Here is a 15,136-nt window from a genome sequence, read left to right on the forward strand (position 1 = left end):
TCATGCCGGACTCCGGTGTATCGGACGACTCATGGAAAGGGCCTGTCTACTCTTCCGGGCTGAGCGGCTGGGAGAAATGAGCCGCTTGAATTGCAGTCCACTGTCCGCCGCGATGGTTACGGAGAGTGAGGGAATGGTGATCATTCCTATGAGTGCACCGAACGGTAGCCTACACGAGAGCGAAGGGCGAGAATCATGCTGGTGACGACCGCGAGCGACCCCACGGCGTAGGCGATCTCCACCCTGGTACGCAGTTCGAGCGGACTGAGAGTAACCGCCACCAGCACGACCGTACCCACGATCCACGCCAGCAACTGCTGCCTCGAGCCACCGCTCGTGAGCAGTGCCTGCCCCAGAACCATGGCCAGCATGTACAGCGTCGTTCCGAGCGAGAGCCACGCGAAATCGACCGGTCCGAGCACGTCCGGGGCGCCGAAGAAGACGGGCAGCAGGAGCGGCCCCAGCGCCACCGCGCAGAGCCCCCCGGCCACCCCCAGGCCACCCGTCACCGTCGCCGCCCGCAGGAGCAGCCTCCGGTAACCCTGTGTGTCGCCCTCGGCCGCGGCCGAGGAGAGGCCGGCGAGCAGCGACACCTGGAACGCCCCGAAGACGAACAGCGGGACACGGGCGAGCACCAGCGCCGCCAGCAGGGCCGTGACCAGCTCGTTGTCGTCCGTCGCGATCAGCTTCGTACTGATCACCGCGATGTTGACCAGGAGTTGGGCGAGCAGCGTCGAACCCACAAGGAGGCCCAGGTGCTCTATCAGCTCACGCCAGTGCGCCGCCGAGCCCTGACGGGCCCCCCGGAACACCGGCCGCAGCGTGACGAGCACCGCGATCAGCGGAGCCACCGTCAGCACCGCCGCGAACGCGAACGAGGAACGGACACCCGCCAGCGCCAGCGCCAGCGACATCACGATCCGCAGACCGCCGTCGAGCCCGAGCTGCAGCCCGTACGCCTGGAACCGGCCCAGACCCGCGAGCACCCCCCGGGTCACATGCGCCAGCGCCAGCGCCGCGAAGGCGCCGCCCATCGCGACCACCAGACCGACATCACCGTGGAAGAAGAGGTCCGCCAGCTCTCGCCCGAACAGCGACATCGGCAGCAGCACCACCGCGAGCAGCCCGAAGGAGAGCGCCGCACCGCGGCGCAGTACCGGCAGCGCCCCGTCACCGGCCACGACCCGCGAGGCCACGACCCGGGTGATCTCCTGCTCGACCGGGAAGAAGAGGCCCAGACCGATGGAGAACACCACGGTCCACAGGACGGAGAAGCTCGCCATGTCGTCCACGGCGAGCGTGTGGCCCGCCGCGGCGAGATGGACATAGCTGGCCACGCCCAGGACCGCGGTGCCGGCGCCGACGAACGCCGTGCCCTGCGGCAACGCGGTGGTGATGCGATCGAGCAGACTCACGCGTCCGGCCGCCCGCCGGAGGTCATCGACCGCAGCGCCTCGGTGAGCTGGTCGCGCCAGTGCGGCTGCTCGGCGACGCCCGCCTCGGCCCACCGCTCGTGCGCCAGAACGCTGTACGAGGGGCGGCGCGCCGGACGGACGAACTTCTCCGACGTGGTCGGCCGCACCCGCTCCGGGTCGAGCCCGGACAGCTCGAAGGCGGCCCGCGCCAGGTCGAACCAGGTCGCCGTGGACGTCGCCGTGCCGTGGTAGACGCCGGCCGGGGCCTTGCCCGCCACCGCCGCCTCACCGAGATCGCGCAGCTGACGGGCGAGCGCGCCGGTCCAGGTCGGCTGGCCGCGCTGGTCGTCGACGACGTCGACGGTCTCGCGCTGCTCGGCGAGCTTCAGCATCGTGGAGACGAAGTTGCGGCCGTGCGCGCCGTACAGCCAGGCCGTGCGCACCACATAGCCGCGCTCGGGCAGCAGCTCGGCCACCGCCCGCTCACCGGCCAGCTTGCTGCGGCCGTAGGCGTTCACCGGCGCGGTGGGGGCGTCGTGCGGGTACGGCCGGTCGGCGTCGCCCGGGAAGACATAGTCCGTGGAGACCTGGAGCAGGACCGCGCCCTGCTCGGCGCAGGCCCCGGCCAGGACGCGCACGCCCTCGCCGTTGATCCGGGTCGCCGCGGCCTCGTCGGCCTCCGCGCCGTCGACATCGGTCCACGCGGCCGCGTTGACCACGACCTCATGGCCGGCGACCGCCGCGCGGACCGCCTCCGGGTCGGTGATGTCCAGTTCCTGGCGCGTCAGCGCCGTGACGGACGCCCCGCTCTCCCGCAGGACCTCGGTCAGGTCGCGGCCGAGCATGCCGGCCGCACCCGTGATCAGCCAGCGCGTCATGCGGACAGCGCCGCCTTCGCCTTGAGCGGCTCCCACCAGTCGCGGTTGTCGCGGTACCAGGCGACCGTGTCGGCCAGGCCCTGCTCGAAGGAGACGAGCGGGGTGTAACCGAGCTCCTCCTGGATCTTGGCGATCGACAGGGAGTAGCGCAGGTCGTGGCCCTTGCGGTCGGCGACGTGCTCGACCATGTCCCACCCGGCGCCGCAGGCTTCGAGCAGCATGCCGGTGAGCTCCTTGTTGGTCACCTCGGTGCCGCCGCCGATGTGGTAGACCTCACCGGCCCGGCCGCCGCGCAGCACCATCTCGATGCCGCGGCAGTGGTCGGAGACGTGCAGCCAGTCGCGGATGTTCAGGCCCTCGCCGTACAGCGGCACCTTCTTCCCGTCCAGCAGGTTCGTGGTGAACAGCGGGATCATCTTCTCGGGGAAGTGGTACTGCCCGTAGTTGTTGGAGCAGCGCGTGACGACGACGTCCATGCCGTGCGTGCGGTGGTACGAGAGCGCCAGCAGGTCCGAGCCGGCCTTCGAGGCCGAGTACGGGGAGTTCGGGGCGAGGGGCCAGTCCTCGGTCCACGAGCCCTCGGCGATGGAGCCGTAGACCTCGTCCGTGGAGACGTGCACGAAGCGGCCGACGCCGTGGCGCTTCGCGGCGTCGAGGAGGACCTGGGTGCCCAGCACGTTCGTGGTCACGAACGGGGAGGCGTCCATGATCGAGCGGTCCACGTGGGACTCGGCGGCGAAGTGCACGACGGCGTCCTGGCCGCGCATCACGTCGTCGACCGTCGCGAAGTCGCGGATATCGCCGTGGACGAAGGTGTAACCCGCCTTGTCGGCCACCGGCAGGAGGTTCGCCTCGTTGCCCGAATAGGTCAGGTTGTCCAGGACCGTGACGTGGGCGTCTTGGCCCGAGGGCAGTTCTCCCAGAAGGAGTGCCCGCACGAATTGAGAACCGATGAAGCCGGCGCCGCCGGTGACGAGAATCTTCATAAGGGGCGCCATTCTATGGTCTCCCCGTTGCCCGCCGTTCAGTGGCGGGTGTCACCCGTGCGGTGGCGGCGGGCACCCCGGGGCTGTCGTAGGGTGCAGGACCATGCGTGGAATTTTGCTTGCCGGTGGTACCGGCTCCCGGCTCTGGCCGATCACCCGTGCCGTGTCCAAGCAGCTGATGCCGGTCTTCGACAAGCCGATGATCTACTACCCGCTGTCGACCCTCGTGATGGCCGGCCTGCGGGACATCCTGGTCATCACCGGCCCGGAGGAGCGCCCCCAGTTCGAGCGGCTGCTCGGCGACGGCTCGGACTTCGGGCTGAACATCCAGTTCGCCACGCAGGAGCGCCCCGCGGGCATCGCCGAGGCGTTCGTCATCGGTGAGGAGTTCATCGGCGACGAGCCCGTCGCGCTGATCCTCGGCGACAACATCTTCCACGGCGTCGGCCTCGGCCGGCAGCTGGCCGACTTCCAGCGCCCGGACGGCGGTGTGGTCTTCGCCCACGCGGTCTCCGACCCGACGGCGTACGGCGTGGTCGACTTCGACGAGCAGGGCCGCGCCCGCTCCATCGAGGAGAAGCCGAAGAACCCCAAGTCCCGTTACGCCGTCCCCGGCCTCTACTTCTACGACAGCCGTGTCGTGGAGATCGCCAAGGGCCTCAAGCCGAGCGACCGGGGCGAGCTGGAGATCACCGACGTCAACAAGTACTACCTCGACCGCGGGGAGCTCCAGGTCTCCGTCCTGGACCGCGGCACCGTCTGGCTGGACACCGGGACCTTCCAGTCCCTCGTCCAGGCGTCCGAGTACGTGCGGGTCGTCGAGGAGCGCCAGGGCATGAAGATCGGCTGCCTGGAAGAGGCCGCCTGGCGGGCCGGATTCATCGACGACGACCAGCTGCGCGCCCTCGCGGAACCGCTGACGAAGAGCGGTTACGGCGACTATCTGCTGGACCTCCTCAAGCACGAGGCATAGCAGCTCCGTATTCGAGGCGTCACCGCACTGATATCGCACCGATATAAGGACTCCGTAATGAAGGTCAATCCCCTTGGTATCGAGGGTGCCTGGGAATTCGTCCCGCAGCAGCACGGGGACGCCCGTGGTCTCTTCCTCGAGTGGTACAAGGCGGACAGCCTCGCCGAGGCCGTCGGCCACCCGCTCGCTCTGAAGCAGGCCAACATGTCGGTCTCCGCGGCGGGCGTCCTGCGCGGCATCCACTTCGCCGACGTCCCGCCCGGGCAGGCCAAGTACGTGACCTGTGTGCGCGGTGCCGTGCTCGACGTGATCGTCGACGTCCGGGTCGGCTCGCCGACCTTCGGGCAGTGGGAGGCGGTGCGCCTCGACGAGAAGGAGCGCAACGCCGTCTACCTCTCCGAGGGGCTCGGCCACGGCTTCTGCGCGCTCACCGACGACGCGACCGTCGCCTACCTCTGCTCCGAGGGGTACGCCCCCGAGCGCGAGCGGACCGTGTACCCGCTCGACCCGGAGATCGGCATCGAGTGGCCGGTGACGGGCGAGCCCGAGCTGTCCGCCAAGGACGCCCAGGGGCCCACGCTGGCCGAGGCCCGCGAGGCCGGCATCCTGCCCGTCTACGAGGACTGCCTGGCGTTCCGCCGCTCGCTCGGCACCACCGCCGGCTGAGCTCGGTACCGCTGATCACGCACGTGTACGCCGACGGCCCGGAGGCCCCCGCGAGGGACCGCCGGGCCGTCGGCGTACGGGTTAGGCTGCCCGGATGACGTGGCTCATCACCGGCGGTGCCGGATACATCGGTTCCCATGTCGTCACGTCCATGACGGACGCCGGCGAGCGGGTCGTCGTCGTGGACGACCTCAGCGGCGGCGACGCCGCCCGGGTGCCCGAGGGTGTGCCGCTGGAGCGGGGCACCGTCCTCGACCGCCCCTTCCTCGACCGCGTCCTGCGCGAGCACGGCGTCCGCGGCATCGTCCACCTCGCCGCGAAGAAGGCCGTCGGCGAGTCCGTCGAACGCCCGCTCTTCTACTACGAGCAGAACGTGACCGGTCTTCAGGTCCTGCTCGACGCCGCCGTCGACGCGGACGTCCGCCGCTTCGTCTTCTCCTCCTCGGCCTCCGTCTACGGCACGCCCGGCGTCGAACTCGTCACCGAGGAGACGCCGTGCCTGCCGCTGAGCCCGTACGGCGAGACCAAGCTCGCCGGCGAATGGCTGGTCCGCGCGGCGGGCCGCGCCCACGGCATCGCCACCGCCTGCCTGCGCTACTTCAACGTGGCGGGCACGGCCGCGCCCGAACTCGCCGACACCGGCGTCCACAACCTGGTCCCGATGGTCTTCCAGCGGCTCGACGCCGGTCTGCCGCCGCTGGTCTTCGGCGACGACTACGCGACGCCCGACGGCACCTGCGTCCGCGACTACATCCATGTCGCCGACATCGCCGACGCGCACCTGGCCGTCGCCCGCAGGCTCGACGAGCGCGCCGCGGCCGGCGAGGCCGGCGACCTCACCTTCAACGTCGGCCGCGGCGAAGGGGTTTCGGTACGGGAGATGATCGACCTCATCGGCGAGGTCACCGGACTCGACGTCACCCCCGACGTCGTCGAGCGCCGCCCCGGCGACCCGGCCAAGGTCGTCGCCTCCAGCGAGCGGATCTCCGCCGAGCTGGGCTGGAAGGCCCGTCACGACGTCCGTTCCATGATCGCCTCGGCCTGGCGAAGCCGCGTCCACCCAGCGGAATAGCCGGGCGGAGGCCGTCGCCGCTCGCGTAGATTGCCTGGCAGTCGCGGCAGGTGGGCGCGGCAGGCGTGCGGGGCCGGACGCGCCCGGCGACGCGGGGAGAGACGAGTGAGGACGACGCAGGTGACAGTGGCCAGGCAGTACGTGACGGAAGCCCGCAGGATCGTCGTCAAGGTCGGTTCGTCCTCGCTGACCACCGCGTCCGGCGGTCTCGACGCCGACCGGGTCGACGCCCTCGTCGACGTCCTCGCCAAGGTCCGCAGCGGTGGCGAGAAGGAGATCGTGCTCGTCTCCTCCGGTGCCATCGCCGCCGGTCTCGCCCCGCTCGGCCTCACCCGCCGCCCGAAGGACCTCGCCCGCCAGCAGGCCGCCGCCAGCGTCGGCCAGGGCCTCCTCGTCGCCCGCTACACCGCCTCCTTCGCCCGCTACGGCGTCCGCGTCGGACAGGTGCTGCTCACCACCGACGACACCAGCCGCCGCGCCCACTACCGCAACGCCTACCGCACCCTCGACCAGCTGCTCGCCATGGGCGCCCTGCCGATCGTCAACGAGAACGACACCGTCGCCACGGACGAGATCCGCTTCGGCGACAACGACCGGCTCGCCGCCCTCGTCGCCCACCTCGTCCGGGCCGACCTGCTGGTGCTGCTCTCCGACGTCGACGGGCTGTACGACGGGGACCCGTCCAAGCCCGGCACGTCGCGGATCGCCGAGGTCACCGGGCCCGCCGACATCGCCCACGTCGAGATCGGCTCGGCCGGCAAGGCCGGGGTCGGCACCGGCGGCATGGTCACCAAGGTCGAGGCGGCCCGGATCGCGGCCGCCGCCGGCATCCCGGTCGTCCTCACCTCCGCCAGCCGCGCCGCCGACGCCCTGAACGGCCGGGACACCGGCACGTACTTCCACCGCACCGGCCGCCGCTCGGCCGACCGGCTGCTCTGGCTCGCCCACGCCTCCACCCCGCAGGGGTCCCTGACCCTGGACGACGGAGCCGTACGGGCCGTAGTCGAGGGCAAGAAGTCGCTGCTGGCCGCGGGAATCGCCGCCGTCGAGGGCGAGTTCGTCGCCGGTGACCCGGTGGAGCTGCGGGACACCGAAGGCCGGCCCGTCGCCCGCGGGCTGGTCAACTTCGACGCCAAGGAGATCCCCCGGATGCTCGGCCGCTCCACTCCCGAACTCGCCAAGGAGCTCGGACCGGAGTACGAGCGGGAGGTCGTCCACCGCGACGACCTCGTGGTGGTCCGCCCCTGATTCCGTGGGGATCCCGCGAGGAAACGGCCGAAACTCCGGTCATCCGGTAGAGACCTTCACCAAAACCGCCCCATGTGCCGCCTCGGGCTGGTCAACTTTGTCTCGGGGGCAAGACAAGTCGGGGTACAGCACCACACGCATCAAACAGGAGGCCGCCGGTGAGACGAGCGCGCCCAGGGGCAGTGCCCCGCGGGACGGCCGAACGCGCCCTGACGAGTGTCGAGGCCGGAGCCGACTTCGACGTCGAGGAGAACGCGACCGGCGTCGAGGGACGGGTCGCCTCGGCCCGTGAGGCACGCGCCGAGGAGCGGGAGGTGGTCGTGTCGAAGCTCTGGCACATCACCCTCAGCGTCTCCGGGGCAGAGGCCCCGCTGACGGAGGTCAGGAGAGGCCTCGAGCAGCTGGCCCACGACCACCCCTTCCTGCTGACCAGCCGCTACGCCAATGATCACGCGGAGATCCGGTACTGGGAAGAGGCCCGCGACCTCCACGACGCCGCCGCGGTCGCGCTCCGGCTGTGGGGCGAGCACCGGCAGAGCGCCAAGCTGCCGCCCTGGGAGATCGTCGGCCTGGAGGTCATCGACCGCGAGACCTACCACCAGCGGATCGCCGAGGGCTACGGCCCGCCGCCCGCCGCCCCGGTGGGGGTGCACCCCTACTGAGCCCTTCCGGGGCGTCCGGGGTCGTCCGGGAGATGTCTCGGAGTGCGGGATACGGACGGGAAACGTGAGGGATGTCCGCAGCGGTGCCAGTACCCTGCGGACATGACCTCGCTCACGCCCCTCGACAATCTGTCCCCGGTCGCCCAGGCCGCCTACCGTGCCCGCTCCGCCGCCGCCGAAATCGCGCCACTTCCGCGCGCGGCCAAGGACGACGCCCTGCTGGCGATCGCGGACGCGCTCGAGGTCCGCACCGCCGAGATCGTCGAGGCCAACGCCGAGGACGTCGAGCGCGCCCGCCAGGCCGGCACCAGCGAGTCCGTCATCGACCGGCTCACCCTCACCCCCGAGCGCGTACGGGCCATCGCCGCCGACGTCCGCGACGTCGCGGCCCTGCCCGACCCGGTCGGCGAGGTCGTCCGCGGCTCGACCCTGCCCAACGGCATCGACCTGCGTCAGGTCCGCGTGCCGCTCGGCGTCGTCGGCATCATCTACGAGGCCCGCCCGAACGTGACCGTCGACGCGGCCGCCCTCTGCCTGAAGTCCGGCAACGCCGTCCTGCTGCGCGGCTCGTCCTCCGCGTACTCCTCCAACACCGCCCTGGTGAAGGTCCTGCGCGACGCCGTCGGAGGGGCGGGCCTGCCCGCCGACGCCATCCAGCTCGTCCCCGGCGAGTCCCGCGACTCGGTACGCGAGCTGATGCGCGCCCGCGGCCTGGTCGACGTCCTGATCCCGCGCGGCGGCGCCTCCCTCATCCGTACGGTCGTCGAGGAGTCCACCGTCCCGGTCATCGAGACCGGCACCGGAAACTGCCACGTCTACGTCGACGCCCAGGCCGACCTCGACATGGCCGTCGACATCCTGGTCAACTCCAAGGCCCAGCGGGTCAGCGTCTGCAACGCCGCCGAGACGCTCCTGGTCCACCAGGACATCGCCGAAGCGTTCCTGCCCCGGGCGCTCGCCGCCCTCGCCGAGGCCGGGGTCACCGTCCACGCCGACGAGCGGGTCCTCTCCCACGCCGAGGGCTCCAAGGCCACCGTCGTCCCCGCGACCACCGAGGACTGGGAGGCCGAGTACCTCTCGTACGACATCGCCGCCGCCGTCGTCGACTCGCTGGACGCGGCCGTCTCCCACATCCGGCTCTGGTCCTCCGGCCACACCGAGGCGATCGTCACCACCTCGCAGGCGGCGGCCCGCCGCTTCACCCAGCTGGTCGACTCCACCACCGTCGCCGTCAACGCCTCCACCCGTTTCACCGACGGCGGCCAGTTCGGCTTCGGCGCCGAGATCGGGATCTCGACCCAGAAGCTCCACGCGCGCGGGCCGATGGGCCTGCCGGAGCTGACCTCGACGAAGTACATCGTCACCGGCGACGGTCACACGCGGTAACCCCGATTTCACCCGTTCGGCTCCATCCTCGCGGCGCCGAACGAGGCCGGAAAGAGGGCCGGACGGGCGGGGACGGTTCGCACTCTCCCTGCCCAGAACCACCTCCCAGGTCTACTCTGAAAAGCGTGCCGGACGACGTGGGGGGCAAGCCGTTCCCGGACGGCGTGGACCCTGACGATGCTGACGACCGCGGGGGCGCGGACGAGGACTACGCCACCGTGGTCTTCGACGAGGACTTCGTCCGAGCCGCCGAGATCCATGAACCGACCGCCGTGGAGCGGCTGCTCGCGGCCGCGCAGGCGCGTGCCGAGGCCGAGGCCGCCCGCGCCAGGACGGCCGGCGTCCCGGACGAGCTCCGCGGTGACGACCCCGACGACCCCTACGGCGGCCGCTACGCCGACAGCTGGAACTCCGACGACGCCGACGACGCCGACGACTGCGGGCCGTACGGCCCGCACGGCGGCGCCCTGCGCCCCTATCGGGGCAGCGCCCGCTGGCACCGTCCGGTCGCCTGGGTGCTCGCCCTCGTGATGGGCGTCGGCATGGTCGCCCTCGCCTTCACCGCCGTCTACCGCGGAGCCTCGGCCAACCGGCAGGACCGGATCCCCGCCCCGGCCACCACCGGCATCGACAAGCCGCGCGCCGTGCCTCCCGCCGTCACGGCGCCCTCCGCCTCCGCCGCCTACTCCCCGCCCCCGGTCCCGGCCGCTCCCCGGACGCCGTGATCGTTGGAACTGTCGTGTACCTGGGCGTTTACCGGAGCTCCGGCGGACCTACCCTGAAGGTATGGCAGGGCGTGGCGACCCGCCTGAGGGGACGGCACCCGACCCCGGCGGTGGTGAGGACGAGTACCGATCCGTCGTCTTCGACGAATCGTTCGTCCGCGCTGCCCGGCTGCAGGAGTTCTCCGCCGCCGAGCGGATGGGCGAGCACGCCCAGCCCGTCCGCACCCTCTCCGGCGTCCGGGAGACCAGGAGCGGCTCCCGCCAGGCCGTCCTGCTGGTGCTGCTGATCCTCCTCGCCTTCGGAACCGCCATCTACCTCGGCGTCCGCAACCCCTACATGCCCCCCGGCGACCAGCGGGCCGAACCGCTGCGGATCACCGTGGTCCCACTGGCCCCGCAGGGCCCCGTGGCCGGGGGCGAACCGGCCCAGCTGTTCGCCCGCAGCCCCGCCGCCGAGTACCGCGGCGGCGCCGCCGGCATCAACCTCCCGGACGCCGGGCGCACCGGCCACTTCTCGGAGAGCCAGGTGGTCACGGCCCTCAGCATCGCCAAGGACTATCTCGTCGCCTCCTCGCTCGAGCCCGACGTGCTGACCGGGGTGACGGTGCGGCCCGTCCGGCTGCTGCTCGACCCGGACCAGCTGGAGCAGTTCGACCGGAGCGTCGAGTCGTCGAAGGACGACGGCCGGCACGCCGTCTCCGGCTGGCTCGTGCGCTTCGACCCGGGGAAGGTCGAGCTGGCCGACCCGACCCCCCGCGTCCAGGGCACCCTCCGCTTCGCGGAGACGGCGACGGACATGCTGGAGGTGACCGCCGACCACACCTTCACCTACGCCGTGCGCCCCGCCACCTCCGGCGCCGGCCCCACGGCCCGGGCCTCCCTCTTCACGGTCCATCGCGAGCTGCACTTCCGCTTCGACCGCGAGGATCTGCGGATGCACCGCGCCGAGCTGCTGACCAGCGTCGTCCAGGCCGGCCCGCAGGCATGCGGCGGCGCGGCCGCCGGAGCCCTGAAGCCGCTCCTGGCCGGCGAGCGGGTCTCCGCCTCCGGCGGTCCGGCGGTCACCGACCCGTACGCCACGGGCCGGCCCGCCGTCGCGTCGCTCTGCGGGGCGCTGGCGCCGGGCGCTCAGCCCTCGCTCTGACCGCCCTTCGCGGTGCCGCTCTCCCCGCCGCCTTCCTCGGTGCCGCCCTCGCTCCCGCGAGTCCCGCCGGGCGTCGCGCCCTCCCCGTCCGCTCCGCCGCGCGAGGCTCCGCCGCCGAACCGGCTGCGCAGCTTTCCGCCCAGATCACCGGCCAGGTCCCCCGCGCCGCCCGCGATGTCGCCGACCAGCTTCATCAGCGGATCCTTGCTGGTGCGGACCGAGTCGGCGTAGTGCCCGGCGGACTCGCGGAAGGAGTCGCTCACCGAGGTGTCCTTGTCCTCGGAGCGCCGCGGGTAGTGCCCGTCCATGATCCGCTGGTAGTCACGGGACTCGGACCACTTCTTCAGCTCGGCGGCCCGGACGGTGGCGAAGGGGTGCGAGCGCGGCAGCACGTTCAGGATCTTCAGCACGGAGTCGCGCAGATCGCCGCCCTTCTCGTACTCGTCCGCCTGGGCGAGGAACGCGTCCACGTTCATCTCGTGCAGATGGTTGCCGCCGGCGATCTTCATCAGACCGCGCATCGAGGCCTGCAGGTCCTGGCCGACCAGCAGCCCCGCCCGGTCCGCCGACAGCTCCGACTTGCGGAACCACTCCCGCAGCGCGGTCACGATCGCCATGATCGCGACGTTCCCCAGCGGGATCCAGGCCACCTTCAGCGCCAGGCTGGTGAGGAACAGCAGGATCGTGCGGTACACCGAGTGCCCGGAGAGCGCGTGGCCCACCTCATGGCCCACGACCGCCCGCATCTCCTCCTCGTCGAGGAGCTCCACGAGCCCGGTGGTGACCACGATGATCGGCTCGTCCAGGCCGATGCACATCGCGTTCGGCTGCGGGTCCTGCGTGACGTACATCGGCGGGACCTTCTCCAGGTCCAGGATGTAACAGGCGTCCCTCAGCATGTCGTTGAGATGCGTGAACTGGGCGTCGCTCACCCGTACGGAGTCGGAGAGGAAGAGCAGCCGCAGGCTGCGCTCCGGCAGCAGTCCGCTGAGGGCCTTGAAGACCGTGTCGAAGCCGGTCAGCCTGCGCAGGGCGACGAGGGCGGAGCGGTCGGCGGGATGCTCGTAGGCGCGCGAGGAGATGCCGGGGAAGCGTTTGCGCTGCCTGCTCGGCACGTTCGCCTGCTGGTTGTCGGACTTCTCGGTCATGGTGTGCCCCCTGCTCGTACGAGACCTTGCTCGTCCCCCTGACGCACCACAGCCTAGGCGCTGGGCCCGCGGTGCGCCCGGGCCTGTGGATATCGCCGGGCCTGTGGATATCGTCGGGGACGACACCGTCGCCAACGACTGAGTCGGCGTGAGCGTGCCCGAATGCCCCGCATACGATGTGGGCGAAGTCTCCGCTCCCATTCCCGATCGATAGGTCCTGCCGAAGATGAGCCTCCACAGCACCGCCGCCAACCTGGTCACGCTCGCCCAGGGCGAGCACGGCGGCAACCACGAAAGCCTCAGCCCTTACCTCACCGGTTTCGGCGCGCTCGGTGCGCTCCTCCTCCTGCTGTGGATCACCACCCGCTTCAACCGCGACCGCTGAGCCGGGGACCGCGGATCCGGCGGCCGACGCCGTGCCAGTAGGCTCTGCACGCATGGGAGAGCAGGAAGTGCCTACTGGCAGTCGCGGCAAGCGCCGACTCGGCGTGATGGGCGGGACGTTCGACCCGATCCACCACGGACACCTGGTGGCCGCCAGTGAGGTGGCCGCCCTGTTCCACCTCGACGAGGTGGTGTTCGTACCGACCGGGCAGCCGTGGCAGAAGAGCGACAAGGCCGTCTCGGCGGCCGAGGACCGCTATCTGATGACGGTCATCGCCACCGCGTCCAACCCGCAGTTCTCGGTCAGCCGGATCGAGATCGACCGCGGCGGCCCGACGTACACCATCGACACCCTGCGGGACCTGCGCTCCCTCAACAGCGACTCGGACCTCTTCTTCATCACCGGGGCCGACGCGCTGTCGCAGATCCTCACCTGGCGTGACGCCGAGGAACTCTTCTCGCTCGCCCACTTCATCGGCGTCACCCGCCCGGGCCACGACCTGACGGACGACGGCCTGCCCAAGGGCGGGGTCTCGCTGGTCGAGGTGCCGGCGCTCGCGATCTCCTCCACCGACTGCCGGGCCAGGGTCGCGCAGGGCGACCCGGTCTGGTACCTGGTGCCGGACGGCGTGGTGCGCTACATCGACAAGCGCCAGTTGTACCGCGGCGAGTGAGCCTCGGAGAGGGGCACCGGTGAACGATCAGCACAACCCGTACGACCCGTACTACCCACAGGCGCAGCCGCAGATCGTCGGCTACGACGAGTACGGGCAGCCGGTCTACCAGCAGGTTCCGTCGCAGGCGCAGCAGCAGTACGACCCGTACGCCCAGCAGCAGGCGCCGCAGCCGGGCTACGCCTACGACGGCTATGACGCCTACGGCCGGCCGCTCCAGGCGCAGGAGCAGCAGTACGACCCGTACGCGCAGCAGCCGCAGGAAACCCAGCAGCCCCAGCAGTCGCAGGAGCCCCAGGGCTACGGCTACACCCCCTACGACTACGACACCGGCCCGCAGCAGACCGGCCAGTGGGCCGCCCAGGCGGAGCCCGCCCCGGCCCCGGTGACGACCCCCGTCGCCGCGCCCGCCGGGGTCCCCGGCCAGCGCCCGGCGCCCCAGGACGACCGCGACCGCGACGGCGGCGACGAGCGCGCCTACCGCACCGAGCAGTTCTCGTTCATCGAGGAGCCCGACGAGGACTCCGAGGACGTCATCGACTGGCTGAAGTTCACCGAGAGCCGCTCCGAGCGGCGCGAGGAGGCCAGGCGCCGCGGCCGCAACCGGGTCGTCGCCCTGGTCGTCGTCCTCGTCCTCGCCGCCGTCGGCGGTGTCGGCTACCTCTGGTCCGCCGGCATGCTCCCCGGCACGTCCGACGACGGTCAGCCGCAGAGCACCGCCACCGGCCCGCAGAAGCGCGACACGATCGTCGTCCACCTCCACGACACCAAGGGCGGCGGCACCTCCACCGCCCTGCTGGTGGACAACACCACGACCAAGCAGGGCACCACCGTCCTGCTCCCCAATGCCCTCTCCGTCGCCGACGCCGAGGGCACCACCACCACGCTCGGCAAATCCGTCGAGGACGACGGCTCCAGCGGCACCCGCGAGGCGATCGGCAACCTCCTCGGCACCCGGATCACCGGAACATGGCGGCTCGACACCCCGTACCTGGAGAACCTCGTCGAGCTGGTCAGCAACATCGAGGTCACCACCGACACCGAGGTGCCCGGCGAGAAGAAGGGCGACGCCCCGCTCGTCCCCAAGGGTGAGAACCAGACACTCAACGGCCGTGCCGCCGTCGCCTACGCCACCTACCGCGCGCCCGGCGAGGCCGAGGCCAAGCAGCTGCAGCGGTTCGGCCAGGTCATGTACGGCGTGCTGCGGAAGCTCTCCGACGACCCGGAGGCCGCCACGGTCACCATCGAGACGCTCGCCCAGATCCTCGACCCCTCGCTGCCGGAGAAGGACCTCGGCGCCTCGCTGGCCAAGCTGGCCGAGCACGCCAAGGTCGGCGACCACAAGACGGCGCTGCTCCCGGTGGAGCAGGACGGCTCGCTGAGCGAGGACGCCGCCGACAGCGTGGTCAAGGACATCCTCGGCGGCAAGGTCAGCGCCCCCGAGAAGGGAGCGGCGGCCCGCGTCTCGATCCGCAACGCGACCGGTGACGACGGCGCCACCGAGGCCGCCCGGATCGTCCTGATCAATGGCGGCTTCGCCTTCGCCGGCGGTTCCGGGACGGACACCGAGAACAAGTCCGAGGTCCTCTACGCCGACGACGCCCAGAAGGCGACGGCGAGCGAGGTCGCCAAGACGCTCGGGCTGCCGGCCGGCTCGGTGAAGAAGGGCAAGGCCGCCGGAAACGCGGAGGTCACCGTGGTGCTGGGCGAGGACTACAGGATCCCCGGCAGCAAGGGCTGACCAGCGGGTGACCTTCCCCTCGCCGTACCGCCCC

General features: G+C 71.3%; 15 protein-coding genes. 11 read left to right on the top strand and 4 right to left on the bottom strand.

What is annotated here, in order from left to right:
• Positions 1 to 146: 146 nt before the first annotated feature.
• Genes ACWDX6_RS00275 through rfbB form a run of 3 tightly spaced genes read right to left on the bottom strand, consistent with a single transcriptional unit; the run spans position 147 to position 3,279 of the window.
• Positions 147 to 1,415, bottom strand: a complete 1,269-nt coding sequence (locus tag ACWDX6_RS00275; RefSeq protein ID WP_451482693.1) for a lipopolysaccharide biosynthesis protein — start codon at positions 1,413 to 1,415, stop codon at positions 147 to 149.
• Complete coding sequence (rfbD, locus tag ACWDX6_RS00280; RefSeq protein WP_451482694.1) at positions 1,412 to 2,293, bottom strand: dTDP-4-dehydrorhamnose reductase; 882 nt, start codon at positions 2,291 to 2,293, stop codon at positions 1,412 to 1,414. Before rfbD ends, ACWDX6_RS00275 begins: the two co-directional genes overlap by 4 nt.
• A complete protein-coding gene (rfbB, locus tag ACWDX6_RS00285; protein WP_451482695.1) occupies positions 2,290 to 3,279 on the bottom strand; it encodes a dTDP-glucose 4,6-dehydratase in 990 nt (329 codons plus the stop codon). The genes rfbD and rfbB overlap by 4 nt, the downstream gene beginning before the upstream one ends.
• Before the next feature lie 103 nt (positions 3,280 to 3,382).
• Here rfbB and rfbA point away from each other — a divergent pair, with 103 nt between their 5' ends.
• From rfbA to ACWDX6_RS00325, 8 genes are all read left to right on the top strand, one after another.
• Positions 3,383 to 4,252 (top strand): glucose-1-phosphate thymidylyltransferase RfbA, encoded by an 870-nt coding sequence (rfbA, locus tag ACWDX6_RS00290; protein WP_451482696.1) that lies wholly within the window; start codon positions 3,383 to 3,385, stop codon positions 4,250 to 4,252.
• A gap of 57 nt (positions 4,253 to 4,309) precedes the next feature.
• Positions 4,310 to 4,918, top strand: a complete 609-nt coding sequence (gene rfbC, locus ACWDX6_RS00295) for a dTDP-4-dehydrorhamnose 3,5-epimerase (RefSeq protein ID WP_451482697.1) — start codon at positions 4,310 to 4,312, stop codon at positions 4,916 to 4,918.
• A 94-nt stretch (positions 4,919 to 5,012) separates the two neighbouring features.
• The gene (gene galE / locus ACWDX6_RS00300; protein ID WP_451482698.1) at positions 5,013 to 5,990 is read left to right on the top strand and encodes a UDP-glucose 4-epimerase GalE; all 978 of its coding nucleotides are present in this window, start codon (positions 5,013 to 5,015) and stop codon (positions 5,988 to 5,990) included.
• A gap of 120 nt (positions 5,991 to 6,110) precedes the next feature.
• Positions 6,111 to 7,238 (top strand): glutamate 5-kinase, encoded by a 1,128-nt coding sequence (proB, locus tag ACWDX6_RS00305; RefSeq protein ID WP_451482933.1) that lies wholly within the window; start codon positions 6,111 to 6,113, stop codon positions 7,236 to 7,238.
• Positions 7,239 to 7,396: 158 nt separating this feature from the next.
• Positions 7,397 to 7,900 carry a hypothetical protein gene (locus ACWDX6_RS00310; RefSeq protein WP_451482699.1) on the top strand — a complete coding sequence of 168 codons (504 nt, stop codon included), beginning with the start codon at positions 7,397 to 7,399 and terminating at the stop codon, positions 7,898 to 7,900.
• 102 nt (positions 7,901 to 8,002) lie between these two features.
• Positions 8,003 to 9,286 carry a glutamate-5-semialdehyde dehydrogenase gene (locus ACWDX6_RS00315; protein ID WP_451482700.1) on the top strand — a complete coding sequence of 428 codons (1,284 nt, stop codon included), beginning with the start codon at positions 8,003 to 8,005 and terminating at the stop codon, positions 9,284 to 9,286.
• Between the two features lie 125 nt (positions 9,287 to 9,411).
• Entirely contained in the window at positions 9,412 to 10,011 is a 600-nt protein-coding gene (locus tag ACWDX6_RS00320) for an SCO2584 family spore wall biosynthesis protein (RefSeq protein ID WP_451482701.1), read from the top strand.
• A gap of 61 nt (positions 10,012 to 10,072) precedes the next feature.
• The gene (locus tag ACWDX6_RS00325; protein WP_451482702.1) at positions 10,073 to 11,155 is read left to right on the top strand and encodes an SCO2583 family membrane protein; all 1,083 of its coding nucleotides are present in this window, start codon (positions 10,073 to 10,075) and stop codon (positions 11,153 to 11,155) included.
• Here ACWDX6_RS00325 and ACWDX6_RS00330 read toward each other — a convergent pair.
• A complete protein-coding gene (locus ACWDX6_RS00330) occupies positions 11,140 to 12,303 on the bottom strand; it encodes a M48 family metallopeptidase (RefSeq protein ID WP_451482703.1) in 1,164 nt (387 codons plus the stop codon). The genes ACWDX6_RS00325 and ACWDX6_RS00330 overlap by 16 nt on opposite strands.
• Positions 12,304 to 12,529: 226 nt before the next feature.
• Here ACWDX6_RS00330 and ACWDX6_RS00335 point away from each other — a divergent pair, with 226 nt between their 5' ends.
• The 3 genes from ACWDX6_RS00335 to ACWDX6_RS00345 are packed head-to-tail and all read left to right on the top strand — an operon-like array spanning position 12,530 to position 15,102.
• Complete coding sequence (locus ACWDX6_RS00335) at positions 12,530 to 12,688, top strand: hypothetical protein (protein ID WP_403288804.1); 159 nt, start codon at positions 12,530 to 12,532, stop codon at positions 12,686 to 12,688.
• Positions 12,689 to 12,740: 52 nt separating this feature from the next.
• On the top strand, positions 12,741 to 13,361 hold the full coding sequence (gene nadD, locus ACWDX6_RS00340) for a nicotinate-nucleotide adenylyltransferase (RefSeq protein WP_451482704.1): 621 nt from the start codon (positions 12,741 to 12,743) through the stop codon (positions 13,359 to 13,361).
• A 19-nt stretch (positions 13,362 to 13,380) separates the two neighbouring features.
• Positions 13,381 to 15,102, top strand: a complete 1,722-nt coding sequence (locus tag ACWDX6_RS00345; RefSeq protein WP_451482705.1) for an LCP family protein — start codon at positions 13,381 to 13,383, stop codon at positions 15,100 to 15,102.
• The last annotated feature ends 34 nt before the right edge of the window (positions 15,103 to 15,136 follow it).

The organism is Streptomyces sp. NPDC003027 (assembly GCF_053591435.1).